Genomic DNA, 25,886 nt, shown 5'->3' with positions numbered 1-25,886 from the left:
CCGGGCTCGGGCCACCGGATTTGCTGCTACCTACCCTGCCTGCGGAAACGACACAGGCTTGTCACCTGTGGCTACCCTCCGGTTTCAGCTCCGATCGAACCAGGTGACCTGCGTGCCACTGGCCAATTCGTGGCGTCGGGTCGGGGTGAAAAGTGTCGGTTTGAAGACGCCGGTGAAGGCCGGGATGCCCGCGCCCGCGATGACCGGGTAGCTCTTGACGATCAGCTGGTCGATCTCGTCGATGAGCTGACCCGCGAGGTTTCCGCCACCGCACAGCCAGATGTCGAGTCCGTCTTGCCGCTTGAGTTCGCGGACCAGTTCCACCGGGTCGTCGACGATCTCGACGGCGGGGTGATCGCTCGCCGCGAGCGAGCCGGACACGACGTACTGCCGTAGGTGCTGGAACGGGTTCTCCACATGCTCGCCCGGGAGGATGTAGGTGCCGCGGCCCATCAGCACGGTGTCGAAGCGCTGGGCAGGGAGCTCGGGGTCGAGGCCGAGGTGCGGCCGGATGTGCGTGGGCATGGTGTCGGGGAATTCCGTCGACAACCACGCCACGTAGTCCGGCGGGATCGGATAGAAGTCGACCTCGCCGTCGGGACCTGCGATGTAACCGTCGAGGGAGACGCCGATGTAGTAGACAAGCTTTCGCATGGGGTTACCGCCTAAGTTGTTGTACTGTATATGTAGTGGTTTCAACGTAGTACTACGAATGGAGTGGTGTCAAGTGCGAACTAACCCCGAACGACGACAAGCCCTGCTCGACGCGGCCATCGACGTCCTCGCCGACGAAGGCGCGCGCGGCCTGACCTTCCGCGCCGTCGACAAACAGGCAGGCGTCCCCGCCGGAACCGCCTCGAACTACTTCGCCAATCGCGACGAACTGCTCACCCAGGCAGGCGTCCGCTTCTACGAAGTGGTCCAGCCCAGCGAGGAGACCATGGCCCTGGTCAGCGACGGCCCCAAGAACATCGACAACATCACCGCGCTGATGAAAGAAGTGGTCGGCCGCCTGGAATCGCACCGCAAGGCCTACCTCGCGCTGCTGGAACTGCGCCTGGAAGCCACCCGACGCCCGGAGCTACGCCAAGTGCTCACCGAACGGGTGCGCGCCGACATCGATTTCAACGTCCGCAACCATCTGGCATCCGGTCTGCCCGGCGACGCGGAGTCGGTCCTACTGCTGTATCTGGCCCTGAACTGGCTCATCGTGGAACACCTCACACTGCCCGGAATCTTCACCGAGGAACAGAGCATGAGGCTGATCGAAACCGCCGTCGAGCGTGTGATAAGCAGCTGACCCGGTCATATGTCCAGACCATAGACGTGTTGACGATCACTGACTCACCTGTGCACAATCGGGCGCGAACGACTGCGGTTTCGGAGGATAGACAAAGATGCGCTCGAAGATCGACATCCGATTCACCGTGGACGCTGAGGTCGACCAAGTCATGGACGCGCTACTGGCGGTCGACATGACAGCGGAGTGGTCCACCTCCTACAGCGACGTCCGGGTGGGCCCGCGCGACAACGACGGCCGACCCCGTCGCGTGTTCGTCACGGCCCATTTCATGGGCAACTCCGACGCCCAAGTGCTCGAGTACGCATGGGAACGCAACCGAGTGTCGTGGACGGTGGTGGACAGCAGTCGCGGTTCCAAGGGCGGCGGCTGGATCGACCTGACCGAGGGTCGCGAGGGCACCGAGGTCGACTACCACGTGGAACTGTCACTGCCACTGCCCATTCCGGGCATCCTGTTCAACCGCTCGCTGCGCAAGCTGCACGACGAGGCGGTCTCGAACTTCATCGATTTCGCCGAGCGCTTCCCGGAGATCAGCGGGTACGCGGCGGGCTAGTTCCGCCATCCGCGAAACCGGTTTCCGTGCGCGCGGATCGCCGCCGACAGTGCGACCATTGTCGGCATGAGCGGAAAACGACGGGTCCGGTTCCAGCCGGTGCGCGACGGCGAGACGGTGACCCAGCTCGAGCTGTTCTTCGACCTGGTGATCGTCTTCGCGTTCACCATGGTCACCGCGCTCGCCGCGGACGAGACCACCGCGGTGAACATGCTGCGGGCCACGCTGGTGCTGGCCCTGATGTGGTGGCTGTGGATCGCGTATTCGTGGCTGGGCAATGTGGTGCGCGCCGACGAGGGCCTCACGCGGGTGGCGATGTTCGTCGCGATGGGCGGTGCGTTCCTGGCCGCGCTCACGATCCCCGAGGCGTTCACGGATATGCCCGGCGGCTGGTTCGGTCCGCTGGTGTTCGCCATCGCCTATCTGATCGTGCGATTGGTGCACGTGTCGGTGTTCTGGATGGTCAGCGCGGGCGATGCCCAGTTGCGCAGGCAGCTGCTGCGCTGGGCGCTGGGCTCGATCACCCTGGGCACCACACTGTTGGTGGTGGCCGCGATGACCACCGGCGCGGTGCAGATCCTGCTGTGGCTGGCCGCGATCGTCGGCGACATGGTGTGGACGTGGGCAGCGGGCACCGACTGGCGGCTGAACTCGGCCAAGCACTACGCCGAACGCTACGGCCTGATCGTGATCGTGGCGCTGGGCGAATCCATCGTGTCGATCGGGGTCGGCGTGGCCGGACTGCCGATCTCGTGGCCGATCGCAGTCGGTTCGATGCTGGGGCTTGCGGTGTCGGGTCTGCTGTGGTGGCTGTACTTCGACGTGGCGGCAATCTCGATCGAGCACGCCTTCGCCCATGCCAAGGACGCGCGGCAGATCAAGATCGCCCAGAACAGTTACATGTACGGGCATTTCCCGATGATCGTGGGCGTGATCGGGTTGTCGTTGGGCTTGAAGAAGGTGCTGTACTACGTCGGCGATTCCTCGCATCACACGCTCACCGATCCGCTGTACGGGATTCCGCTCGGGGCGCTCTACGGTGGCCCTGCGCTGTTCCTGCTCGGCATCGCGTTCGCGAAATACTATGCGACACAATCTGTTTCGATCGAACGCGTGGTGGTGGCGGTATTGCTGTTCGCGCTGATCCCGGTCGCCGCGCACCTGCCCGCGCTGGCCTCGCTGACGCTGTTGTGCGCGCTACTGGCCGCACTGGTGGTCGCGGAGACGGTCCGTTTCGCTCAGCCGCGCGACCGGATCAGGCACGCTTGACCTGAGAAAGCTGGTGCCGCACACCATGTTCGGGATGTGACGCGCCGAACTTGGACGGTGGCACCTTCACCCCTTTGCGCACGGCGTCGTTGATCTGATCGAGGTTCTCGCGCAGCATGTCGGCCACGAGTTCGTCGGTGCGCGGGTCGTCCAGCAGTTGCCGCAGCATGCGGTAGACCGTGTCGGCGACCAGCCGGATGATGTCGTCGTGGAACGGGAGGTAGCGCAGCTTGCCGGTCTGCGGATCGTTCTTGATCAGGTCCATGATCAGGTTGTCGATCTCGGCGTGATTCTCTTCGAGCGCGTTGGCGATGTTCTGGGTGTAGTGCCCGGCGCGCAGCACATTGGAGACCTCGTCCAGCACCGCGACCGTCATCGGACGTTTGATGATGTCCACGATCGTGCCGACGAACCGGTTCACGATCGTGGCGGTGACCCGCTCCCCCAGCGCGCGATCAGCGACCCGGCCGAGCCGGATCAAGATCACCACGATCCGGAACAGCCGGAACCCGCGGAACAGCGGGCTGGTCACCGGGATCATGCCGAGCACTTCGTACCAGTAGACGAACGGGAACGTCCACGGCCAGCCCGCGCGCCGCCAGCGCCACAGGAATTCCACGGCGAAGATCGCGCAGATCGACGTGTCGACGATGACGATCGCGTGATAGGTCGGCCCGCTGACGTGGAAGAACGTGATCCACACGACCAGCACCACCGACACGATCGCCAGGGCGAGCATGAACAGGTCGGTGCGCAGCGTGGGCGTTTTGGCGCGCACGTCCGGCAGTGCCTCGACCCGTTCGATCCCCGGTGAAGCCACTGATGCTCCTGTGCTGTCGGCGGCTGACACCGCGTGTTCGAGCCCGTGACCCGAACGGCCTGTTCGAGGTCGACTGTCGGCCTCGACTTCGCTTGCCACGCTAATTGGTCGACCGGCGCCGCGAGCGGACTTGCGAACGCCGGTCGGGCGCGTGTTCAGCCGCGCAGCACGGCCTCGATATTGCGTTCGGCCAGTGCGGTGATGGTCAGCGACGGGTTGACCGTGGCGGTGCTGCCGGGAATCGCCGCGCCGTCCATCACGTACAGGCCGGGGTGGCCGTGCACGCGACCGTAGCCGTCGGTGGCTTTGCCCAGCACCGCGCCACCCAGCGGGTGCGCGGTGAACTGGGCGTTGGCGTCATAGCCCAGCACGCCGTATTCGGCGACCGCACCGGCACGTTCGGCGATCCGGTGATCGACCGCGCGCGCGGCACCGGCCACGGCGTGCTGAGTGGCCGTCGACCAGTTCAGGCCGACGCCGCCCGTGGCCGCCTGATAGCCGAACCGCGCGCGGGTCGGGTCCAGGACCATGCCCAGCGAAGCCAGCGCGCCGGTTTCGAACGGGATACCGGGGATGTACCAGTTCTCCAGGGTCAGCGGGACGCTGGATTCGTCGTAGATGCGGCTGGCGCTGGGCACGCCCTGGCCGTGGCCCGCGACCTGGCTCGCGCCACGGGCCAGGACCACGTCACCGTTGGTGCCGAAGCCGTCGCCGATGTGCTCGTTGAGGTTGGGCAGGGTGCCGGTGGCCTGGGCGCGAACCAGCAGTTCCGAAGTTCCCACGGATCCGGCGCCGAGGAACAGCTTGTCGCAGGTCAAGTTTCGGGTGCTCAGCACCTGGCCGGTCGGGGACAGTTTCGTCACCGCGACCACGAACTTGCCGCCGGCCTCCTGCGCGATGGCGTCGACGCGATGACCTGCGAAGACCTGCGACTTGCCGGTCTCGCGGGCGTAGCGCAGGTAGTTCTGGTTGAGGTCGAACTTGGCACCGTTGGAGTTGCCCAGGTTGGAGCGCGCGGTGGTGGCCGAGGCGCGCGAGGTGCCCGCCAGTTCGCTGCGCAGCACGTCCCAGTTGAAGATCGAGTCGTTGGCCAGCGGCTGGTAGCCGGCCGCGCGGACCTGCGCGTCCCAGGCGCGCGAGTGCGCGAACGGCGAGGAGTTGTAGATGTCGGCGGGCATCGCGTCCAGGCGCAGCATCTGCCGCACGCGCGGGTAGTACACGCGTTCCAGCTCACCGAAGTCGACGACGCCGCCGAAGACCTGGTCGAACAGCTTGCGTTCGGGGGCCACCATCGCGCCGGTGAAGATCACCGAACCGCCGCCGACCGCGGCCGCACGCCACACGTCGATCCCGGAATACTGGGTCACATCCAGCACGCCGCCGAAGGCGCTGAAGCTCATCGGCACCTTGGTGACGCCGGTGAAGCTGGTGCGATGCCAGAACCCGCGACCGTCGGGCAGGTCGTCGCCGGTGAAGATCTCCCGCCACGGGTCGTTGGGCCACAGCGAACCGCGTTCGAGCACGGTGTTGGCGATGCCGGCCTCGGCCAGCCGCAACGCGGTTACCGCCGCTCCGAAGCCGGATCCGATCACGATCGCGGGCGAATGCGCGGGCGCGTCCGGGATCGGGGCGAAGATCTCCGGCACCCAGGACTGGAACATCGCGGCGCGCGGATCCGCCGAAGCGGGCGCGTTGCTCAGCGTCGTTCCCACGGCACCAGCAACAGCCGCCAGTCCCGTCGCCTTGAAAAAGGCACGTCTGTGCACCAGGCCACCTCCCTCATCACGCATGGCCGACGCGAAGAATACCCCGCAACAAGCGGAAACCGCCCGCTAGTACCCACATTTGTCGCAAGTCACGACCGGTGGGTGGCGCGGGCGAGAACTCAGCTGGTGAGCAGGCGGATCACCGCGATCGTGCCCACCACCACGATCACCGCGCGCAGCACGTTCGGCGACAACTTCCGACCCACTTTCGCGCCCAGTTGCCCGCCGATGATCGAGCCCACCGCGATCAACGCCACCACCCGCCAGTCCACGTCGGCGATCACGATGAAGATCGCCGCCGACACCGCGTTCACGATCAACGCCAGCACGTTCTTCACACCGTTGAGCCGCTGGATGTCCTCGTGCACGAACACCCCGAGCAGGCCCAGCAGCAGCACGCCCTGCGCCGCCCCGAAATACCCGCCGTAGATACCCGTGGCGAACACCGCGACCAGCAGGATCGGCCCGCCGTGTTCGGGCGCGGCCGATTCACCGCCCTCGCGACGCTTTTTCACCCAGGCGGCCAGCCGCGGCTGCACCACCACCAGGATCAGCGCCACGATGATCAACACCGGCACGATCGCCTTGAACGCCGACTCGGGCATCGTCATCAGCACGATCGCGCCCACGATGCTGCCCAGCAGCGACGCACTGCCCAGCTGCACCAGCCGCTTCTGCTGCCCGGCGAGCTCACGCCGATACCCGATCACCCCGCTGATCGAGCCAGGCACCAGCCCGATCGTGTTCGACACATTCGCCGTCACCGGCGGCAACCCGAACGCCAGCAGCGTGGGAAAGGTGATCAGCGTGCCCGATCCGACGATCGTATTGATGCCACCCGCCGCGATACCCGCCGCGAGGATGGCCACCTGCTGCAACCAAGTCATGCGAATTCCTTTGGTACGTCTCGTCGGACGCGTGGTCCGTACAAGCGTGCGTTATGGGGGAAACCGTACTGGTCAACCGGACAGCTGATTCGGGGAGGTTGATTCACCGGGCCGCTTACGGGCGGGGGTGCGCGCGCGGTAAGCTCGAAGGATCATGCTGCAGCGGGCACTTCTTCTCGGCCGCCGCGACGGGTTCTGACAAGGACCGGCTCCCGTCGCGGGGTTCCAACGCGCCGGTCGACCCGCTCCCATCAGGGAATCCTTCACACTCACGGAGAAACTTGCATGTCCTCGGCTGACGCATTCGTATCCGCTTCGCGCACCATCGCGGCCCCCGGCAAACCGGCCCCGGCCGACCAGCCCGCGTGGAACACCCAGAAGAACTCCTCGATGCCCTCGTTCCGGTATCGCCCCTTCGCCGAAGAGGTCGAGCCGATCGCCGTGGCCGACCGCACCTGGCCGGACAAGATCATCGATCGCGCCCCCGCGTGGTGCGCCGTCGACCTGCGCGACGGCAACCAGGCGCTGATCGACCCGATGAGCCCCGCGCGCAAGCGCCGCATGTTCGACCTGCTGGTCCGCATGGGCTACAAGGAGATCGAGGTCGGGTTCCCGGCCGCGAGCCAGACCGACTTCGACTTCGTCCGCGAGATCATCGAAGACGGCGCCGTGCCCGCCGACGTCACCATCCAGGTGCTCACCCAGTGCCGCCCCGAGCTGATCGAGCGCACGTTCGAGGCCTGCAACGGCGCACCGAACGTGATCGTGCACTTCTACAACTCCACCTCGATCCTGCAGCGCCGCGTGGTCTTCCGCGCCGAGCGCGACGCGGTGAAGAAGATCGCCACCGACGCGGCCAAGCTGTGCCTGGAGATCGAGAAGCGCTACCCCGACACCGAGTGGCGCTACGAGTACAGCCCGGAGTCCTACACCGGCACCGAGCTGGATTACGCCCGTGAGGTGTGCGACGCGGTCTCCGAGATCATCGCGCCCACGCCCGCGAAGCCGCTGATCATCAACCTGCCGGCCACGGTCGAGATGGCCACGCCGAACGTGTACGCCGACTCCATCGAGTGGATGCACCGCAACCTGGCCCGTCGCGATTCGATCGTGCTGTCGCTGCACCCGCACAACGACCGTGGCACCGCCGTCGCGGCCGCCGAACTGGGCTACCAGGCAGGCGCCGACCGCATCGAGGGCTGCCTGTTCGGCAACGGCGAGCGCACCGGCAACGTCTGCCTGGTCACCCTGGGCATGAACATGTTCTCGCGCGGCATCGACCCGCAGATCAACTTCTCCGACATCGACGAGGTCCGTCGCACCGTCGAGTACTGCAACCAGCTGGCCGTCGCGGAACGTCACCCCTACGGCGGCGACCTGGTCTACACCGCGTTCTCCGGCAGCCACCAGGACGCCATCAACAAGGGCTTGGACGCGATGAAGGCCGCCGCCGACGCGCAGGGCGCCGATGTGGCCGACATCGTCTGGGAGGTCCCGTACCTGCCGATCGACCCCAAGGACGTCGGCCGTACCTACGAGGCCGTGATCCGGGTGAACTCGCAGTCCGGCAAGGGCGGCGTCGCCTACATCATGAAGACCGATCACGGCCTGGTGCTGCCGCGCCGCCTGCAGATCGAGTTCTCGCAGGCCATCCAGGCGATCACCGACGGCGAGGGCGGCGAGGTGACGCCCAAGGAGATGTGGGACGTCTTCGCCGACGAGTACCTGAACCCGATCCTGCCGCTCGAGCGGATCAAGCAGAAGGTCACCGCCGCCGAAACCGACGGCGGCGTGGACTCGATCACCGCGACCGTGAAGGTCGAAGGCGTCGAGCAGGAGATCACCGGTTCCGGCAACGGCCCGCTGGCCGCGTTCGTCGACGCGATCGCCACCGTCGGCTTCGACGTACGAGTCCTGGACTACAGCGAACACGCCATGTCCGCAGGCGACGACGCCCAAGCCGCCGCCTACGTCGAGGTAGCCATCGGCGACAAGATCGTCTGGGGCGTAGGCATAGCCACCTCGATCACCACCGCCTCCCTCCGCGCAGTCGTCTCCGCAGTGAACCGCGCGGCCCAGTAGTTCGCTCTATGGCGGCCGGGACCTGGTGGTCCCGGCCGCTTTCGTCCCTGTGGATAGATTCCAGAGCCTGTGGATAAGTCAGGTCCGGCTGGTCGACTTCGCGTCGGATATGCCGGTTGAGCTGGGCGCATTCGACATCGCTTCGATGCGCGCGACGCCCTGCCCCCGACGCACGAAAATTGCCTCCGTGTTAGCGTTTTAACGCACATTCAGCGCCGAGCTTTCCTGCTCGTTCAGCGAGCAAGTGGGGGACACTGTGACCAACAACGACCATAATCCGACCTCGCCGCCGTGGCTGCAGAGTCCGTCGGCTGACGAGTCCGACGCTGCGTCCGGTCCCTCCGGAGTGCAGACCGCGACCGTCGACGACGAGCTCGAGCCCGCCGAGACCGCGGCCGAGCCGTCCGGCGAGGTCAGCGATCCGTCGACCGGCGAGCAGCCCATCGCCGAGCCCGGTCTCGCCGACCAGACCGTGTATCAGCCCGGCGGTTTCGCGCCGCCCGCTCAGTTCGCGCAGGGCGCGCCGTATTCGATGCCCGATCCGTATCAGGGCAATGTGGCGAACGGGCCGGAGCAGCAGCCGTGGCCGGGTCAGCCGGGCGAGCAGCCGTGGCCGGGTCAGCCGCAGGGCGAGCCGTGGATGCCGGGTCAGCCGGGTGCCGAGCAGCCGTACCCCGGTCCGCACGCGACCGGTGAGCAGCCGTATCCGGGCGTGCCGCCGCAGTACCCCGGCGCCGAGGGTGCGCCGCAGTATCCGGGTGCTGAGGGGCAGCCCTACCCCGGTCCTGAACAGCAGCAGCAGTTCTCGGAACAGGGGCAGCAGTCCGAGCCCATCTACAGCTGGGCGCCGCCGCCGCCGATGTTCGCACCGCCCATGCAGGGCGGAATGGCGCCGGGTCAGCCTGAGATGCCCGGCCAGTTCCCCGGTCAGCCGGGGCAGTTCCCTGGTCAGCAGCCCGAACAGTTCGGCCAGTTCCCGGGCCAGCAGCCCGATCAGCCGAGCCAGTTCCCCGGCCAGCCTGGCCCTGCGGGTCCGCCGTCCGGCCAGCAGTGGGGCGCCCCGCCGCAGCAGCAACCGTTCCAGCCGCAGCACATGCAGCAGCCCGGTCAGCCCGGCCATTCGGTCAACGACCTGAACCTGCTCAAGCGCGCGCGCAAATCGCCCCGCAGCGGGTGGCGCAAGGCCGTGCACAAGGTGTCCGGCGGCGCGATCAACCCCGGCGAGTCCGCGGCCGACGTGGTGTTCCGCGATCTGGGCGAGCGCGTCAACCAGCCCGTGCGTGGCGACTACCGGATCGCGATCCTGTCGCTCAAGGGCGGCGTCGGCAAGACCACCACCACGGTCGGTCTCGGCTCCACCTTCGCGTCCCAGCGTGGTGACCGCGTGATCGCCATCGACGCCAACCCCGACCTCGGCACCCTGGCCCACCGGGTGCCTCGCCAGACCCGTTCCACGGTGCGCAACCTGCTCGAAGATCAGCAGATCACCCGCTACTCGGACGTACGCGCACACACCTCGCAGGCTCCCAGCCGCTTGGAAGTGCTTGCCTCCGAACAGGATCCGGCCGTGTCGGAGGCCTTCAGCGAGGCCGATTACCGCAAGGCGATCGGCATCCTGCAGTCGTTCTACAACATCATCCTCACCGACTGCGGCACCGGTCTGATGCACTCGGCGATGTCGGGCGTGCTGGACATGGCGAGCTCGCTGGTGCTGGTCACCTCCCCCGCGATCGACGGTGCGCGCAGCGCCTCGGCGACGCTGGACTGGCTGGACCACCACGGCTACAGCAAGCTGGTCGAACGCACGGTCGTGGTCGTGAACGCTTCGCGCCGTGGCGCTTCCACGGTCGACCTGGATCAGCTGCGCAAGCTGTTCCTCGACCGCACCCGCGCCGTGCAGATCGTCCCCTTCGACGATCACCTGGCCGAGGGCGCCGAGATCGACCTCGAACTGGTGAGCAAGCCGACCAGGCGCGCCCTGCTCGAACTGGCCGCCATGGTCGCCGACGATTTCGGCTACCACGGTCAGCAGCAACAGTTCCAGCAGCACCCCTACCAGCCCGGCCAGCCTTACCCGGGCCAGCCGTACCAGGGTCAGCAGTTCCCGGGCCAGCAGTATCCGGGCCAAGTCTGACGTAGACAACGACGGTCGACGCGGGTCGGGGCCTCAGGCCGACGACCCCGTCGCCGTCGCCGCAGCGTCATCCGGTGACGAGGGTCGATCCGTTCATCGCGCGATGATCGCCCGTGCCGCACTGTCGAACGCATCCAGCACGGTCGCGATGGCCGGGCTGCGGTGGGCTTGTGGACGGGTGACGATCTCGTACACTCGCGCCGCTCGCACGCCGTCCAACCGCAGCACAGACAGGTCGGGGTGGGCCACGGCATAGCGCGGCATCAGCGCCACACCGTAGCCGGAGACAACCAGCGTTTCGATCACACGAAACTCATTCAGCCGCTGAGCAATACGCGGCCGCACCCCGGTGACAGTGGCGATGGATTCGAGCACGTCATCAACGGGAAACCCACCGCGCACACTCACCCACGTTTCCTCGGCGAGCTCCTCGGGCCGCACCGAAGTCCGACCCGACAGCGGATGATCAGGCGCCACAACAACATCGATGGGTTCACGCATCAACACGCGCGCCGCCAGCCGCGGCCCGGACACCGACGGCGCCCGCTCGTCGCGATGTGTGAGCACGATGTCGTAGTCCGCCAACAACTTCGACACCTCACTGGGCGGCAGATCCTCATCCCCCGCAACCAACTCGACGCCACTGGACGCCAACGCGGCCAGCACCGGCGGCAACAGCAACGCCGCCCCCGACGGAAACGAAGCCACCCGCACCTGACCGCGCGGCGAGCCCCGATAGTGCGCCATCTCGGCGATGGCCCGTTCCATCGCCACGAGCACATCGTCGGCCCGCAACACCAGCGCCTGCCCAGCATCGGTGAGCCGCACCCGCCGCCCGTCCGGCTCGAGCAGCGCCACCCCGGCCTCCCGCGCCAGCACTTTCAGCTGCTGCGACACCGCCGACGGCGTCATCGACAGCACCTCGGCCACCGCGGCGACGGTGCCCCGGTCGGCCAGCTCGCGCAGAATCCGCAACCGCTCGATGGAGAACATGAAGTAAATCTACGTTATTGATCCACATTTATTCGATTGTGCTGATCTTTAGCGGGCCGCACCATTAAACCCGTGACCACTCGTGACCGCATGCTCGGACTGACCGTCGTTGTGCTCTGGGGCCTGAACTTCCTGGCCATTCGCATCGGCCTCGACCACTTCCCGCCCTTCTTCTTCGTCGCGCTGCGTTTCGCGGTGATCGCGATCCCCGTGCTGATCTTCATCCCGCGCCCCGCGGTCAAAACCCGGTGGCTGCTGCTCTACGGCACCGGCTTCGGCATCCTGCAGTTCGCCTTCCTGTTCACGGCCATGCGCACCGGCATGCCGACCGGCCTCGCGTCGCTGGTGCTGCAGTCCTCGGCCCCGTTCACCGTGGTGCTGGGCGCGGTGCTGCTGCGCGAGCGGCTGCGGCCGGTGCAGATGGCCGGTCTGGCGGTGGCGGTGTTGGGCATGGTCATCATCGGCGCCGATCGAATGGCGACAGCGACCCTGCTGCCGGTCCTGCTGACGTTGGCGGGTGGCTTGGGTTGGGCGTTCGGCAATATCGGTGCCCGCCAGGCCGGCGCAGACTCCCCCGGCTTCAACCCGCTGCACCTGACGTTGTGGATGTCGGTCGTGCCGGTGCTGCCGATGCTGGCACTGTCGATGGCCGTCGAGGGGCCCGGTACCGGTTTCCGTGCGCTGGGGGCGGCGTTCTCGGCCGAGGGCCTGCCCGCACTGGGCGCCGTCGCCTACATCGCGATCCTGGCGACGGTATGCGGTTCAGGCCTGTGGACCTACCTGATGAGCCGGTATCCGGCGGGCACCGTGGCACCGTTGTCGCTGCTGGTTCCGGTTGTTGGCATCGCCGCGGCGTGGGCAGTACTGGACGAACAGCCGTCGATGTTCGCGCTGCTGGGTGGAGCGGTGGTGATCGCGGGAGCGTTCGCGGCTACGACCGGCGGTGGAGTCAAGAAGGTCAAGGAGGCTGTGGAGCCGGTTCGTGAGCTGGTACCGGTTCGTGAGCCGGCACCGGCTTGATCAACCGAGGGCTGTTGGGCTGATTCGGCCCCACGGTTGCCTGGGGTATGGCTAGCATGTGACCGTTCTCAACTCGGGCGAACGACGCACAGGTCGATATAGCCAGGTCTTCGCCGCGCTCTAGAGTGGTAGCAAATCCCAGGCAATACTCGAGCAAGGCAGCTGAACAGCGTATGGCGGAACAGCGGTGGTCCGTTTCGCGAAGAACCTTCCTTCGCGGCACGGTCGCAGCGGGGGCGATATCGGCGGGGGCCGTAGCGGGTGCGCCAGGTTTCGCGGCGCCACCGGGGCGTCGGGTCGCGGTGCTCGGCGGCGGTGTCGCGGGGCTGACCGCGGCGCACGAGCTGGCCGAGCGCGGCTTCGAGGTGACGGTGTACGAGGCGCGGGCGTTGGGCGGGAAGGCGCGCAGTGTGGGCGTGGCGGGCACCGGGCGTGGCGGTAGGCCCGATCTGCCCGGTGAGCACGGGTTTCGTTTCTTCCCCGGCTTCTATCAGAACCTGCCCGACACGATGCGTCGAATTCCGGTGCCGGGCAATGTCGATGGCGTGTGGAGCAATCTGCTCGCCGTCCCCGAGGCCAGGTTCTCCCGCCGCGACGGGGACGACATCCTGCTGGCCCTGCCCGACAGCCTCACCGCGATCCAGGTCACCCCGGACTCGATCCGAGAATCTCTGGCCGCCACCATCACCACCGCGACCAAGATGCCGCCCGCGGAGGGCGCGTATTTCGCCAACCGGCTGATGGTGTTCAACACCAGCTGCGAGGCGCGTCGCTTCGGCCAGTGGGAGTACACGTCCTGGCACGATTTCGTGCGCGGGAACCAGCGCTCGCACGAGTTCCGCGCGCTCATCTCCCGGTCGCTGACGTCGATCATGGTCGCCGCCAAGGAGAATCTGGCCAGCACCCGCACCATCGGCAGCATGGGCGAACAGTTCCTGGGCAACCCGCTGGGCCACGGCAACGACGGCGGCCTGGACCGCGTGCTGAACAACACCACCAACACCGCCTGGATCGACCCGTGGGTCCAGCACCTGCGCACCCTGGGCGTGCGGTTCGAACTCGACGCACGCGTGTCCGAACTCGTGGTGCGCGACAAGCGAATCCAGTCCGCTCGCCTCGCCGACGCACGCACTGTCGACGCCGACTATTTCGTGGTCGCGCTGCCGGTGGAGCAGGCCAGGAAACTGTGGTCGTCAGAAGTGTTGGCCGTTGCTCCCGAACTGTCGGCGATGGATCGTCTCTTCGTCGATTGGATGAACGGAATACAGATCTATTTCCGTGTGCCACTGCGTATTTCACGCGGCCACACGGCCTATGTCGATACACCGTGGTCACTGACGTCGATCAGCCAGAATCAGTTGTGGACCCACAAGCTCCCGTCTTTCGGCGACGGTTCGGTGGCCGACTGCCTCTCGGTCGACATCTCCGATTGGCATTCGGTGGGCATGCTCTACGGCAAGCCCGCCACCGAGTGCACGCACGAGGAAATCTTCCGCGAAGTCTGGGCCCAGTTGAGCAGCCATCTCAACGACCGCGACCAACTGCTGCGCCCCGCCGACGTGCATTCCTGGTTTCTCGATCCGGGAATCACCTGGCAGGGCGCACAGAACGCGAATGCCGACCCGCTGCTCATCAATACGGCGGGCTCGTGGGACGCGCGACCGAACGCGCACGGATCGATCGAAAACCTTTTCCTGGCAGGCGATTACGTGCGCACCGACGTCGACTTGGCGACCATGGAGGGTGCCAACGAGTCCGCGCGTGCCGCGGTGAACGCGCTACTGGACGTGTCCGGTTCGAATGCCCAGCGCTGCACCGGTTTCAAACTGCGCCGCACTCCCGAGTTGGAGCCGCTACGCGCGGTCGACGCCGGCCGTTACGCCCAGGGTCTGCCGAACCTTTTCGACACCCCGACCTGACACCGGTCGATACCGAACGGGTGCGCAGGAATGTGCCCACGGTCACCTCCGACGTGGTCCGCACCTGGTCGCCCGGAGGAATTAACACGGTCCTCACGCACGCCGAACCGCTCCCGCCCGCACCGCCGCGCGCGACGCACATAGACTCGCGGCGTGGCAGACATCTCGGTGCGTGGGCGCTTGGCCCTGCGAGCGGCGGCGGCAGCGTCGTGGGCTTCGCAGAAGGCGGGACGCGGCAAGGGTTCGATGATCGGCGGCCTGATCGCGTTGCAGATCGACCCGTCGATCATGACGCAGCTCGGTCGCGAACGGCGAACGGTGCTGATCACCGGCACCAACGGCAAATCGACGACCACCCGGATGACGACCGCGGCGCTGGGCACGCTCGGCGAGGTCGCCACCCAGGCCGACGGCGCCAACATGGACGCGGGCATCGTGGCCGCGCTGAGCCTGCACCAGGGGGTGAAGCTGGCCGCGATCGAGGTCGACGAGCTGCATCTGCCGCACGTGGCCGACGCGCTGAACCCCGAAGCCGTGGTGCTGTTGAACCTGAGCCGCGATCAGCTCGACCGCGTCGGCGAGATCAACATGATCGAACGCAAGCTGCGTGCGGGCCTGGCCCGGCATCCCGACACGGTCGTGATCGCCAACTGTGACGACGTGCTGGTCGCCTCGATCGCCTACGACCACCCGAATGTGGTGTGGGTGTCGGCGGGCAGCGGCTGGGCCGTGGACGCGACCAGCTGCCCGCGCAGTGGCGAGCCGATCGTCTGGGAGGGCGAGAACTGGCGCTCGACCGGCGCGGATTTCCATCGCCCGCAACCTGTTTGGTGGCTCGACGGCGAAGACCTGTGCGGCCCTGACGGTTTCCGGTCGCCGCTGCACCTGGCCCTGCCGGGTCGGGCGAACCGCGGCAATGCGGCGCAGGCCGTGGCCGCGGCGGTGGCGATGGGCGCCGAGCCCGCGAAGGCCACCGATGCCACCGGCACCGTGCGCGAGATCGCGGGCCGGTACCGCACCGTCACCGTCGGCGAGCACGACGCGCGCCTGCTGCTGGCCAAGAATCCGGCCGGCTGGCAGGAAGCACTGTCGATGATCGAGCCGTCGTCGGCGGGTCTGGTGATCGCGGTGAACGGTCAGGTGCCCGACGGCGAGGATCTGTCCTGGCTGTGGGACGTGCGGTTCGAGCATTTCGAAGGCGTGCAGGTGGTCGCCTCGGGCGAACGCGCGACCGATCTGGCCGTGCGCCTGACCTACGCCGGTGTGGAGCACACGTTGATCCCGGATCCGGTGCGCGCCATCGCTTCCTGTCCCGCCGGCCACGTCGAGGTGCTGGCCAACTACACCGCGTTCCGTGATCTGAATCGTGATTTGGAGGCCCGCCGGTGAGCGAGTCAACCATTCGTATCGGCCTCGTGCTGCCCGACGTGATGGGCACCTACGGCGACGGCGGCAACGCGTTGGTCCTGCGGCAACGGCTGCGGATGCGCGGCTACGACGCCGAGATCATCGACATCACCCTGGCCGACCCGGTGCCCGATTCCTTCGACATCTACACCCTCGGTGGCGCCGAGGACTCCGCGCAACGGCTGGCCACCCGCCACCTGCAGAAGTACCCCGGCCTCCAGCAGGCAGCCGCCAAAGGTGCACCCGTGCTTGCCATTTGCGCCGCCATCCAGGTGCTGGGCAACTGGTACGAGACTTCGGCGGGCGAAAAGGTCGACGGCGTCAGTCTTTTCGACGTCACCACCGCACCTCAGAAGGTCCGCTCCATCGGCGAAGTCACCACCACGCCCTTGGTCGCCGGCCTCACCGCACCACTGACCGGTTTCGAAAACCACCGTGGCGGAACCACTCTCGGACCCGATGCCGCTCCGCTAGCCCGAGTCACCCGTGGTGTGGGCAACGGCGTAGGCGACGGCACAGAAGGCGTAGTCCAGGGCTCGGTCTTCGGCACCTACCTGCACGGCCCGGCCCTGGCCCGCAACCCGGAACTGGCCGACCTGCTCATCGCCATGGCGCTGGGCATCCCCGCCACCGACCTGGCCCCCCTCGACCTGCCCGAGGTGACCCAGCTGCGCAAGGAACGTCTGCGCGCCTGAGTTCGGCTCAAGCCGACTTTTACCCTCCCGCGACTACTACCTGCGCCGATAGCGTTCGCCTCACAGTGCCGCCGTGGCACTGCTAGGTGAGGAGTGCTGGGGTGACCGCAGTGGTATCGGCCACCGCCGCTGACGCGACCCGTTCGAAGCCCGCGGCGGCGAAGTCACCGCGGCGCGGCGGGCCGGTCGTGGCCGGGTTGGCCGCGCTGGCCCTGGTGCTGCTGGGCTGGACCGTGGTGACCGCGGTCGGGCTGGTCGATCCGCTGTATCTGCCGTCGCCGCGCGCGGTGTGGGACGCGTTCGTGCGCGCCAACTCCACCCATCGCATCGCCGACGGCGTGGACCGCTTCGTGGTCGGCGAGCAGAACTATTACCTGTGGGAACACCTGCTGGCGAGCCTGCAGCGGATCGCGATCGGCGTGGGCGCGGCGGTGTTGCTCGGGCCGCCGGTGGGGTTCGTGATGGGGATGGTCGCGCCGGTGCGCTGGCTGACCGAACCGATCCTGAACTTTCTGCGCGCCCTGCCGCCACTGGGCTATATCGGCCTGCTGATCGTGTGGTTCGGCATCGGCGACACCTCCAAGATCTGGCTGCTGTTCCTTGCCGCGTTCCCGCCGATCGTCATCGCGACGCTCGACGGCGTCACCAGCGTCAAACAGGACTATCTGAATGCCGCCCGCTCGCTGGGAGCCAGTCGCGCACAGGTCATTTCGCTGGTCGTGCTGCCCGCGACCCTCCCGAATGTCATCAACGGCATTCGGATCGCGACGGCTTTCGCCTGGACAACGGTCGTGGCGGCCGAACTCAACAACGGCATCCCCGGCATCGGCGGCCTGGCGTATATCGCAGGCACGCAACTGAATACCCCGCTGACCATCGCCTGCATCATCGTGATCGGCGTGGCGGCCATGCTGCTGGACGCGGCCATCGCGTTCGTGGGCACCAAAGCTGTTCCGTGGAAAGGCAAATCATGAATATCGCCCTGCGCAAGGTCGTCGCGACCTCGGCCGCCCTGTCCGCCGTGCTCGCGGTCACCGCCGGTTGCGTGGAATCGGGACGCGAGGACACCGGCGCCGCCGCGAGCTGCCCGTTCGCCGCGGACCCCAGTGTCACCAGCACCGTGCGCCTCGGCTTCCAGGCCATTCCCAACGGTGACCTGCTGGTGAAGGACCGCAACCTGCTGCAGGCGTGCCTGCCCAACGCGAAGATCACCTGGAGTCAGTTCGCCTCCGGCGGCGATGTGGTGCAGGCGTTCGGCGCGGGCAGTCTCGACATCGGCACATTGGGCTCGAGCCCGGCGACCAAGGCACTGTCGGCGCCGTTGAACCTGCCCGTGCAGGTGGTGTGGATCCACGATGTGATCGGTACGTCGGAATCGCTTGTGGTGCGGGACAAGTCGATCACGGCGCTGACCGGGTTGGTCGGGAAGAAGGTGGCCACGCCGTTCGGTTCCACCTCGCACTACAGCCTGCTGGCCGCACTGGACAAAGCCGGACTCACCGGCAAGGTGGACCTGATCAACCTGCAGCCGGACGCGATCCCCGGTGCGTGGCAAGGCAATCAGATCGATGCCGCGTGGGTCTGGGACCCGACGTTGTCCAAGCTCACCGAGGTCGGCGGCACGGTGCTCACCAGCAGTGCCGACACCGCCGCGGCCGGCGCCCCCACCTATGACCTGGCGATCGCCGACAAGAAGTTCCTCGCCGACAACGCCGCCTTCGCCAAGACATGGGCCAAGGTGCAGGACTACGCGGTCGGCCAGTTGAAGACAGACCAGGCGGCAGCCGCGGTGTCGATCGGCGCGCAGCTGGGCATCGCCCCCGATAAGGTGGTCCTACAGCTGGCGGGTTACCAGTACCTGCCCGCCGCCGAGCAGGCCGGACCGAAATACCTAGGTGGCGGTTTCAGCGCGGACCTCACCGGCACCGCGCGATTCCTGTTGAGCCAGGGCGGAATTGCCGCCGTGGGCACCGAGCAGCAGTACCGCGACGGCATCACCGCCACGCCCGCCGCAGGCGCGAGCTCGTGACCGCCGGGCCGGTGACCGAACGGGTGACACTGAGTGGGGTGAGCAAGAGCTATGGCGAGATCGAGGTGCTCGCGCCGACCGATCTGATCATCCAACCCGGCGAATTCGTCTGTGTCATCGGCCCTTCCGGCTGCGGCAAGTCCACCCTGCTGAATATCCTCGCCGGATTCCTGCCACCGACTTCGGGCGAGGTGCGCATCGGCGATCGGGTGATCGACGGGCCCGACCACGATCGCGGGGTGGTGTTCCAGCAGGCGAACCTCTACCCGTGGCTATCCGTTCGCGGCAATGTCGAGTTCGGGCCCAAAGTTCTTGGGGTACCGAAGAATACGCGTCGCACCGAAGCGCAGCGGTTGCTCGAGCTGGTCGGTCTGGACCAGCTCGGCGACCGTAAACCCTATGAACTGTCCGGCGGCCAGCAGCAGCGTGCCCAGATCGCTCGCGTGTTGATCAACGACCCGAGCATCGTCCTCATGGACGAGCCCTTCGGCGCCCTCGACGCGCTGACCAGGGAACGCCTGCAGCGCGAACTGGTCGCCCTGTGGCGCGAACGCCGCAACACCGTCCTGTTCGTCACGCACGGCATCGACGAAGCGATCCTGCTCGGTACCCGCATTCTGGTGATGGGTACCGAGCCGGGACGCATCGTGCACGACGTGACGCCCACCTTCAAAGCCGGGGCGGAATTCGCGGCACTGCGCGCCCATCCCGAATTCAGTGCGCTACGTGACGAATTGGCTCGTCACATCTACGCGGCGCATCGATAACTACTGGGCCGCAACGGGTTCCTTTTTGCGCGAGATGACATAGCCGAACACAGCTGCAATCGGGAACATCAACACACCGTAAATCGCTGCTGGAACGGCCATTTCGGTGCTGCCGAGCACGCTGATCGCGATGGTGATGGCGATCGTGCTGTTGTGGATGCCGACCTCGAACGAGCAAGCGATCGACTGACGGTCGGCCACTCCGAGCAGGCGCGGCAGGTAGTACCCGGCGGTCAGGCTGAGCAGGCAGAACACCACGGTGATGCCGCCGACCTCGGCGATGTCGTTGGCCAGCGCCTCGCGCTCGCTGGCGATGGTGCCCAGGATCACCAGCAGCAGCGTGATCGCCGAACCGATGCGTACCGGCTTGTCCATCCGGTCCGCGAACGCCGCCGACCAGCGCCGCACCAGCATGCCAAGGCCTACCGGCACCAGCACGATGGCGAACACCTGGATCACCTTGGTCAGCTGCAGGCCGACCGAGCCGTCCTCGCCCGCGGGCTGGAAGTAGCCGATGGCGAAGTTGGTCACCACGGGCACCGTGACCACGGCGATGATGGAGTTGACCGCGGTCAGCGACACGTTCAGTGCCACGTCACCGCGGAACAGGTGACTGAACAGGTTGGCGGTGGTGCCGCCGGGCGAGGCCGCCAGCAGCATCATGCCCACGGCCAGAATCGGCGTCAGATCGAACAGCAGCACCAGGCCGAAGGCGACCACCGGCAGCACGAGTAGCTGACAGACCAGCGCGATGGCGACGATGCGCGGGGTTTTCGCGATGCGGGTGAAGTCGGCGGTGGTCAGCGACAGGCCGAGCCCGAACATGATCACCGCCAGCGCCAACGGTAGACCGACCGATACCAGGGGAGAGTTCATAGCCATCCTCGTCGAGCAGTCCGAGCCGAGGAGCCGACCCGAATTGAGACGCGATGGTCTCAATATCGGAGGGTAGCTGACTGTGAGCCCGGTCGCAGGAAAATCAGCGACGCATTACTGCCCGACGATGTGTTACTGCGCGGAGGCGACGACCTCCGGCGCGGGCGCATGACTGCCGGTGCACAGGTCGTGCACGAAGCGCATCTTCTCGAGCACCGGCTCGGGCAGCACGAACGGATACAGGTCGTCGCGGCCCATCGAACGGTTCACCATGTTCAGCTGCCAGGCCAGCGGCAGCCACAGTTCGATGATCTTGTCGAAGCCCGCCCGGCCGACCTGCGGGCGATCCAGCGTCGCACCCGCCGGGGCGAGACCGAAGGCGGCGGCGGTGTCGAGGGTGTCGCGGATGTGCAGGTAGTGGGCGAAGGTCTCGGCCCAGTCCTCGGCGGCGTGCATGGTCGCGTAGGAGGAGACGTAGTTGCGTTTCCAGCCCGCGGGCGCACCCTGGGAGTAGTGGCGGTCCAGCGCCGCCTGATAGTCGGCGAAAGGGTCGCCGAACAGATCGCGGAAGCGTTGCAGCGCAGTGTCATCGGAGACGAGCACCGGGAAGTAGTAGTGCCCGGTCTCGTGCCGGAAGTGACCGAGCAGGGTGCGGTACGGCTCGGCCATCTCGATGCGCAACTGCTCGCGATGCGGGTCGTCGGCCTCGGCCAGGTCCAGGGTGACCACGCCGTCGACGTGCCCGGTGAGCACGCCGTCGGTGCGGCTGGACAGCAGATCGAACGCCAGTCCGTGCTGGGGATCTTCGTCGCGGCCCACGATCGGCAGTCCGAGTTCGACCAGTTCGAAGATCAACCGCCGCTTGGCCGTTTCCGCTTCGGCGAAGGCGACCAGTCCTTCTTTGTCGGAATCGTTGGGTCTGGTTCTGGTGAGCCTGCACGACAGGCACAGTGCCGGGCCATCGACGTGACCATCGACGAGCCAATTGCATTGCGCTACATGCAAGTTGTCGCACAACCGGAATCGGTCGGCATCCACGACACCCGCCGCGTGATCGATCGCGTCGTCGCCGGGCGGGTCGCCGATCACCACCAGCGCCCGCTCGCTCACGCTGAAACCTAGTGCGCTGCGGCACGATAGGCACACAGAGTTCTCGAAGGCCAACTGCTGACCGCAATTCGGGCAGACGAAATCACGCACGGACTACACCTCCACCGGGGCTACATCGACTGAGACCTTGATCGTGGACTGCTTAGCGTCGGTGTAGATGATGCCACGCAGCGGCGGAACATCTTGGTAATCGCGCCCCCAGGCCACGGTCACGTAGCGCTCGTCGGCGAATTGGTCGTTGGTGGGGTCGAAGGCGATCCAGCGACCGGTGCGGTCGGTCTCGTCGAGGCCGGGCAACCACACCGCCGCCCAGGCGTGCGTGGCATCCACGCCCACCATGCGTTCCTTGCCCGGCGGCGGGTCGGTGGCGAGGTAGCCGGAGACGTAGCGGGCGGCCAGACCCAGCGAGCGCAGACAGGCGGCGCCGATGCGGGCGAAGTCCTGGCAGACGCCTTCGCGGGCGGCGAACACGTCGGCGACGCTGGTGCTCACCGTTGTCGAGCCCGAGCGGTACTGGAAGTCGTGGTGGATGCGCGTGTTCAGCTCGGTGACGGCTTCCAGCAGCGGTCTGCCCGGCGGGAAACTCTCTGCGGCGTAGGCAATTACGTCAGGAGTGATCTCGGGCGGGAGAAGATCGAGAGTGAACTCGATGGCGAGTGGGCCGGTGGCGATAGTGGGTCGTGCTGCCTCCCAAGGCATATCGGCACCTGGCATGTTCGACGGATGTTCGCCGTCGACATCGACCAGGGATTCGCCCGTGACCTCGAGGTTCCGATGTTCCGATGTCACATGGAAATACGTGGTGGTGTTGCCGTAGACGTCGGTGCCGATCGAGCGGTCCGAAGGCACCGGGTCGATGTAGATCTCGTGTTCGAGCAGGCGCTGGCCGGGGTATTCACGCGGGGTGAGATAGGCGCGGCCGTAGGAACTGGTCACCTCGTCGGAGTAGCTGTAGGTGGTGCGGTGCACCACCATGTATCGGCGGGTCATCCGACCATCCTGGTGTTACCCCACAGCGGTTGAATACCCAGTGGCACAGCCAGTTTGGTGGTCTCGAACGATTCGGCCAGCTTGCGTAGTCGCAAGTGCACACCTTCTAGGAGTTCCACCAGTTCGGTCCGGACGCCGCCGTCGTCGGTGTGTTCCAGGTCGGCCGGGTCCACGCGACGCAACATCCGCTGGGCGTCGGCGAGCAGTCGGTGTGAGCGGGATGCGCCGGAACCGCCTGGGAGAGCTTGGAAGTCGGCTTCGAGACGGTCGAGCTGGTAGATCAGCGAACGAGGGTTGCCCGCGTCGAACAGCAGCAGGCCAGCCAGCGCGGCCACGTGTGCCGAACCACGGTGGCGGCGACGGTAACTCACCGCCGATTCGGTCGCGGTGAGTACGGCTTCCGCGACCACACCCTGCGCCTCGGGCGAACTCTCCCGGCCGAGCGTGGCATTGATCAGCGCTGTCACGGCCAGGCCGCGTTCGATGCGCTTGCCGATATCCATGACGTACCAGCCGGTGTCGCGCACCAGCGACTCGGCGCCGATGCCGGACAGGGACAGTAGTGCGGCCAGTGTCAGTGAATGCACGGCCGACAGCGCGGTCTCCTGTTCCGTACTGGCGCTGCGGAATTCAGCCAGCGCACGGTCGACCGCGCCGACGATCATCCAGGTGTCACCTGACAGCTGATCACGGACCGCACGCGCGGCGGACCCGTAGTGATCGACCGCGTATGACAGCGACCCTGGTAGTTCGCGGTTGCCGGTCAGCGAGGCAAGGTACTGGAAACCTTCCGCGGAAGCACCCGCGACGGCCCTGCGCGCGGCCACACCGTCCTGACCGCTGGAATCCATTGCGCGATGGGTGAATTGACCCTGCGTCTGCCGCGACCGAGTGACGACTGGCTCCGGTTCCGGCTCGACGCCCCGCTCAGCAGTGACACCTGTGGTGCGCAGGGCACGCGCGAGCGCACTCGTCCCCGCCCGCTCCCACGGCGCCTCGGCCTCATCCTCTCCGGCGTCCCGCTCGGACCTCGACGCGGACTGGCTCTGCCCCGCGGACTGGCTCTGCCCTGCGGACTGGCTCTGCCCCGCGGACTGGCTCTGCCCCGCGGACTGACCTTGCCCTGTGGATTGACTTTGTCCAGCGGACTGCAGCGGCGGCGGGGCCGCTGGCGACTCCTGTCGCACGGCATCAGGTTCAGCATCGGCGTGTGCCGACGAAGTTTGCCGTGAGGACGACCCGCTCGAATCAGCCACCAGCGTCGAATCGTGTTGTTCGACTTCATCTTCGGATGCGACCTCATCGGCCTCGAACAAGTCGACATCGTCAGAGGATGAGCGCACCGGGGCTAGCCCGACATTGCCGATTCCGTTCGGCAGCACCGACTGCGGCGCGACCGTCCCGGTCGTGATCGACAACGCCCGCATGAGAATCGGCAACGCCTCCGCACCATCCAGCCACGGCCGATAGCGGTAATCCTGATAGACGTCGTGCGTAGCCGCCAGCAGGCGAACCACCGACTCAGCCCGTTCGCTGTACCGCCCCATCCAGAACAGGTCGTTCAGCACACGCGGCGAACTGATCGCCTCGACGACCGGCACCGCCCTGCGCAACCGTTCCTCGTGCGGCGCTTCGGAACTCACAGCAGGCACCGTGGCCGGGGCCGCGCGCACCCACACATCCTTGGCGGCCACCTTGATCACGCTGCGGGTGGGTTCCAACCGCATCCGCTGCTGGCCGAGCCCGCCCGACATCGCCGTGTAACCACCACGCCTGGCCAGTGAGAACAACCGCATCCCCACCGGCGCGGGCGCCAACCCGGCCGGACCGTCGACCGCGGGCGCGACCGAGAACTCGGCGGGTTCCTGCCCGATCCACTTCCACTTCTCGACCTCGATCCGCGCGGCGAGATCGGTACGTTCCGCCGCGGACAGACTCGGCCCGAAGATCGTCGAACCGTCCACCGCGGAGCGGATCACCAGGTCACCGACGTGCGAGACCAGATGCGAACGTTCGGTGTCGTCGCCGCCCCAGTAGCTCGGGGTGGCTTCGAGCAGCAGCTCCTCCCCCAGTACCGAGCGGGCGATGCGCGGCAGGAACGGGCTCAGCGCGGGCGACTCCAACAGCCCACTACCCAGCGTATTGACCACGGTCACCGCACCGCGGCGCAGCACTTCCACCAGCCCGACCACCCCGAGCCGGGAATCCGGCCGCAGATCTAGCGGGTCGGAGAACTCGGCGTCCACGCGCCGCAACACCACATCGACCCGCTCCAAACTGCCCAGCGACCGCATCCACAGCGCGCCGTCGCGCACCACCAGATCAGCGCTCTCGACCAGCGGGAAACCGAGCATCTGCGCGAGATAGGCCTGGTCGAACGCGGTTTCGGAGTGCGAGCCGGGGCTGAGCACGACCACGACGGGCTCTTCCCCGTCGGCCAGTTCCGGCGCCGCCTCCTCGAGCATCAACCGCATCGCCCGCGCGAACGGCGTCAGCGGACGCGGACCCGCGTGCTCGAACGCTTCGGGAATGGCCGCGGCCACCACCCGCCGATCGGCCAGGGCATACCCGGCCCCCGACGGCGCCTGCGCCCAGTCGGCCAGCACCCGGAACTGCCCGTCGCTCCAGCGGCTGATGTCGCAGGCGTGCAGGAACAGCTGATGGTTGCCGGGAATGGTGATGCCGTGCGCGGCCCGCACGTACCCGGTACTGCCGAACACCACCTCCGGCGGCAGCAGACCGGAATTCAGCAGCCTGCGCGGGCCGTACACATCGGTGAGCACCTCGTCGAGCACCCGCGAACGCTGGACGAGCCCGGTTTCCAGGCGGGTCCAGTCCTCCGCGGACACCAGCAACGGAATCGGGTCCAGGCGCCACGGCTGCGGGATGGCGGTGTCGTCGTCGCCACCGAGACCGACCTCGGTGTAGGTGACACCGTCGTCCTCGATCTGCCTGCGCACCCGATGGTCGATCCGGTCGATGCCGCCGATTCCCTGGTCGACGAAGTCCGCCGACAGCTCCGACCACATCGACCGCACCCGGCCACGACCGTCGACCAACTCGTCGTAGTAGCCCGTGGTCGGCCGCCCGCACTCGTCGAACCGGGCCTGCGTCTTGCTCTCGGCCCGATACCGCGCGAACTGCTCAGCCACCGCTGCGCGCACGCCCGTCGTCGACCCGTCCCCCAGCGCTTCGTCGCGCACCACCCGAGCCTCCTGTAATTTTCGCGGCCAACCCGACAAAGACCGCCTACCCGTGGAGGGCCC

21 protein-coding genes are annotated in these 25,886 nt (G+C 67.0%); 12 read left to right on the top strand and 9 right to left on the bottom strand.

Annotated features, from left to right (window positions below; all coding sequences use genetic code 11):
• Positions 1–84 precede the first annotated feature (84 nt).
• Positions 85–654: a dihydrofolate reductase family protein gene (locus tag ACFWVD_RS25680; RefSeq protein ID WP_379246972.1), complete on the bottom strand. Its 570-nt coding sequence runs from the start codon at positions 652–654 to the stop codon at positions 85–87.
• A gap of 73 nt (positions 655–727) precedes the next feature.
• On the opposite strand from ACFWVD_RS25680, the gene ACFWVD_RS25675 reads away from it, so the two are divergent.
• The 3 genes from ACFWVD_RS25675 (at position 728) to ACFWVD_RS25665 (ending at position 3,125) form a co-directional block, all read left to right on the top strand.
• Complete coding sequence (locus ACFWVD_RS25675; RefSeq protein WP_379246970.1) at positions 728–1,300, top strand: TetR/AcrR family transcriptional regulator; 573 nt, start codon at positions 728–730, stop codon at positions 1,298–1,300.
• Positions 1,301–1,397: 97 nt separating this feature from the next.
• Positions 1,398–1,856, top strand: coding sequence for an SRPBCC family protein (locus ACFWVD_RS25670; RefSeq protein WP_379246968.1), 459 nt, complete (start codon positions 1,398–1,400; stop codon positions 1,854–1,856).
• Positions 1,857–1,922: 66 nt separating this feature from the next.
• Positions 1,923–3,125, top strand: coding sequence for a low temperature requirement protein A (locus ACFWVD_RS25665; RefSeq protein WP_379246966.1), 1,203 nt, complete (start codon positions 1,923–1,925; stop codon positions 3,123–3,125).
• Here ACFWVD_RS25665 and ACFWVD_RS25660 read toward each other — a convergent pair.
• The 3 genes from ACFWVD_RS25660 to ACFWVD_RS25650 form a co-directional block, all read right to left on the bottom strand.
• A complete protein-coding gene (locus tag ACFWVD_RS25660) occupies positions 3,112–3,945 on the bottom strand; it encodes an ion transporter (RefSeq protein WP_379246964.1) in 834 nt (277 codons plus the stop codon). The genes ACFWVD_RS25665 and ACFWVD_RS25660 overlap by 14 nt on opposite strands.
• 155 nt (positions 3,946–4,100) lie before the next feature.
• On the bottom strand, positions 4,101–5,711 hold the full coding sequence (locus ACFWVD_RS25655) for a GMC oxidoreductase (RefSeq protein ID WP_379246962.1): 1,611 nt from the start codon (positions 5,709–5,711) through the stop codon (positions 4,101–4,103).
• 119 nt (positions 5,712–5,830) lie between these two features.
• Complete coding sequence (locus ACFWVD_RS25650) at positions 5,831–6,598, bottom strand: sulfite exporter TauE/SafE family protein (RefSeq protein ID WP_379246960.1); 768 nt, start codon at positions 6,596–6,598, stop codon at positions 5,831–5,833.
• Between the two features lie 285 nt (positions 6,599–6,883).
• Between ACFWVD_RS25650 and leuA the strand changes: the two genes are divergently transcribed.
• Positions 6,884–8,680 carry a 2-isopropylmalate synthase gene (gene leuA, locus ACFWVD_RS25645; protein WP_379246958.1) on the top strand — a complete coding sequence of 599 codons (1,797 nt, stop codon included), beginning with the start codon at positions 6,884–6,886 and terminating at the stop codon, positions 8,678–8,680.
• A 640-nt stretch (positions 8,681–9,320) separates the two neighbouring features.
• A complete protein-coding gene (locus tag ACFWVD_RS25640) occupies positions 9,321–10,814 on the top strand; it encodes an AAA family ATPase (RefSeq protein ID WP_379247057.1) in 1,494 nt (497 codons plus the stop codon).
• A gap of 93 nt (positions 10,815–10,907) precedes the next feature.
• On the opposite strand, the gene ACFWVD_RS25635 is transcribed toward ACFWVD_RS25640, so the two are convergent.
• Entirely contained in the window at positions 10,908–11,807 is a 900-nt protein-coding gene (locus ACFWVD_RS25635) for a LysR family transcriptional regulator (protein ID WP_379246956.1), read from the bottom strand.
• 72 nt (positions 11,808–11,879) lie between these two features.
• Between ACFWVD_RS25635 and ACFWVD_RS25630 the strand changes: the two genes are divergently transcribed.
• From ACFWVD_RS25630 to ACFWVD_RS25600, 7 genes are all read left to right on the top strand, one after another.
• Positions 11,880–12,827, top strand: coding sequence for an EamA family transporter (locus ACFWVD_RS25630; protein WP_379246954.1), 948 nt, complete (start codon positions 11,880–11,882; stop codon positions 12,825–12,827).
• A 173-nt stretch (positions 12,828–13,000) separates the two neighbouring features.
• The gene (locus ACFWVD_RS25625) at positions 13,001–14,746 is read left to right on the top strand and encodes an FAD-dependent oxidoreductase (RefSeq protein WP_379246952.1); all 1,746 of its coding nucleotides are present in this window, start codon (positions 13,001–13,003) and stop codon (positions 14,744–14,746) included.
• A gap of 153 nt (positions 14,747–14,899) precedes the next feature.
• The gene (locus tag ACFWVD_RS25620; RefSeq protein ID WP_379246950.1) at positions 14,900–16,135 is read left to right on the top strand and encodes a MurT ligase domain-containing protein; all 1,236 of its coding nucleotides are present in this window, start codon (positions 14,900–14,902) and stop codon (positions 16,133–16,135) included.
• The gene (locus ACFWVD_RS25615) at positions 16,132–16,848 is read left to right on the top strand and encodes a type 1 glutamine amidotransferase (RefSeq protein ID WP_379246948.1); all 717 of its coding nucleotides are present in this window, start codon (positions 16,132–16,134) and stop codon (positions 16,846–16,848) included. Before ACFWVD_RS25620 ends, ACFWVD_RS25615 begins: the two co-directional genes overlap by 4 nt.
• 101 nt (positions 16,849–16,949) lie before the next feature.
• The gene (locus ACFWVD_RS25610; RefSeq protein ID WP_379246946.1) at positions 16,950–17,822 is read left to right on the top strand and encodes an ABC transporter permease; all 873 of its coding nucleotides are present in this window, start codon (positions 16,950–16,952) and stop codon (positions 17,820–17,822) included.
• Positions 17,819–18,877: a glycine betaine ABC transporter substrate-binding protein gene (locus ACFWVD_RS25605; RefSeq protein ID WP_379246945.1), complete on the top strand. Its 1,059-nt coding sequence runs from the start codon at positions 17,819–17,821 to the stop codon at positions 18,875–18,877. The genes ACFWVD_RS25610 and ACFWVD_RS25605 overlap by 4 nt, the downstream gene beginning before the upstream one ends.
• Before the next feature lie 38 nt (positions 18,878–18,915).
• Entirely contained in the window at positions 18,916–19,644 is a 729-nt protein-coding gene (locus ACFWVD_RS25600; protein ID WP_379246943.1) for an ABC transporter ATP-binding protein, read from the top strand.
• Here the strand turns inward: ACFWVD_RS25600 and ACFWVD_RS25595 are convergent, their stop codons facing one another.
• The 4 genes from ACFWVD_RS25595 to ACFWVD_RS25580 form a co-directional block, all read right to left on the bottom strand.
• The gene (locus ACFWVD_RS25595) at positions 19,645–20,520 is read right to left on the bottom strand and encodes a bile acid:sodium symporter family protein (RefSeq protein WP_379246941.1); all 876 of its coding nucleotides are present in this window, start codon (positions 20,518–20,520) and stop codon (positions 19,645–19,647) included.
• Between the two features lie 132 nt (positions 20,521–20,652).
• Positions 20,653–21,720 carry a putative zinc-binding metallopeptidase gene (locus ACFWVD_RS25590; RefSeq protein ID WP_379246939.1) on the bottom strand — a complete coding sequence of 356 codons (1,068 nt, stop codon included), beginning with the start codon at positions 21,718–21,720 and terminating at the stop codon, positions 20,653–20,655.
• A 3-nt stretch (positions 21,721–21,723) separates the two neighbouring features.
• On the bottom strand, positions 21,724–22,620 hold the full coding sequence (locus ACFWVD_RS25585; protein ID WP_379246937.1) for a transglutaminase N-terminal domain-containing protein: 897 nt from the start codon (positions 22,618–22,620) through the stop codon (positions 21,724–21,726).
• Positions 22,617–25,826, bottom strand: coding sequence for a circularly permuted type 2 ATP-grasp protein (locus ACFWVD_RS25580; RefSeq protein ID WP_379246935.1), 3,210 nt, complete (start codon positions 25,824–25,826; stop codon positions 22,617–22,619). The genes ACFWVD_RS25585 and ACFWVD_RS25580 overlap by 4 nt, the downstream gene beginning before the upstream one ends.
• Positions 25,827–25,886 lie beyond the last annotated feature (60 nt).

Source organism: Nocardia sp. NPDC058666, from assembly GCF_042714895.1.
Lineage (GTDB): Bacteria > Actinomycetota > Actinomycetes > Mycobacteriales > Mycobacteriaceae > Nocardia.
Note: the sequence above shows the minus strand (reverse complement) of the source record. Positions and strands in the feature narration are given on the sequence as shown.

Coding starts and splice junctions, on each gene's coding strand:
- ACFWVD_RS25680 (WP_379246972.1), bottom strand. CDS start 654: ATGCGAAAGCTTGTCTACTACATCGGCGTCTCCCTCGACGGTTACATC.
- ACFWVD_RS25665 (WP_379246966.1), top strand. CDS start 1,923: ATGAGCGGAAAACGACGGGTCCGGTTCCAGCCGGTGCGCGACGGCGAG.
- ACFWVD_RS25650 (WP_379246960.1), bottom strand. CDS start 6,598: ATGACTTGGTTGCAGCAGGTGGCCATCCTCGCGGCGGGTATCGCGGCG.
- ACFWVD_RS25670 (WP_379246968.1), top strand. CDS start 1,398: ATGCGCTCGAAGATCGACATCCGATTCACCGTGGACGCTGAGGTCGAC.
- ACFWVD_RS25625 (WP_379246952.1), top strand. CDS start 13,001: ATGGCGGAACAGCGGTGGTCCGTTTCGCGAAGAACCTTCCTTCGCGGC.
- ACFWVD_RS25585 (WP_379246937.1), bottom strand. CDS start 22,620: ATGACCCGCCGATACATGGTGGTGCACCGCACCACCTACAGCTACTCC.
- ACFWVD_RS25595 (WP_379246941.1), bottom strand. CDS start 20,520: ATGAACTCTCCCCTGGTATCGGTCGGTCTACCGTTGGCGCTGGCGGTG.
- ACFWVD_RS25640 (WP_379247057.1), top strand. CDS start 9,321: ATGCCGGGTCAGCCGGGTGCCGAGCAGCCGTACCCCGGTCCGCACGCG.
- leuA (WP_379246958.1), top strand. CDS start 6,884: ATGTCCTCGGCTGACGCATTCGTATCCGCTTCGCGCACCATCGCGGCC.
- ACFWVD_RS25635 (WP_379246956.1), bottom strand. CDS start 11,807: ATGTTCTCCATCGAGCGGTTGCGGATTCTGCGCGAGCTGGCCGACCGG.
- ACFWVD_RS25605 (WP_379246945.1), top strand. CDS start 17,819: ATGAATATCGCCCTGCGCAAGGTCGTCGCGACCTCGGCCGCCCTGTCC.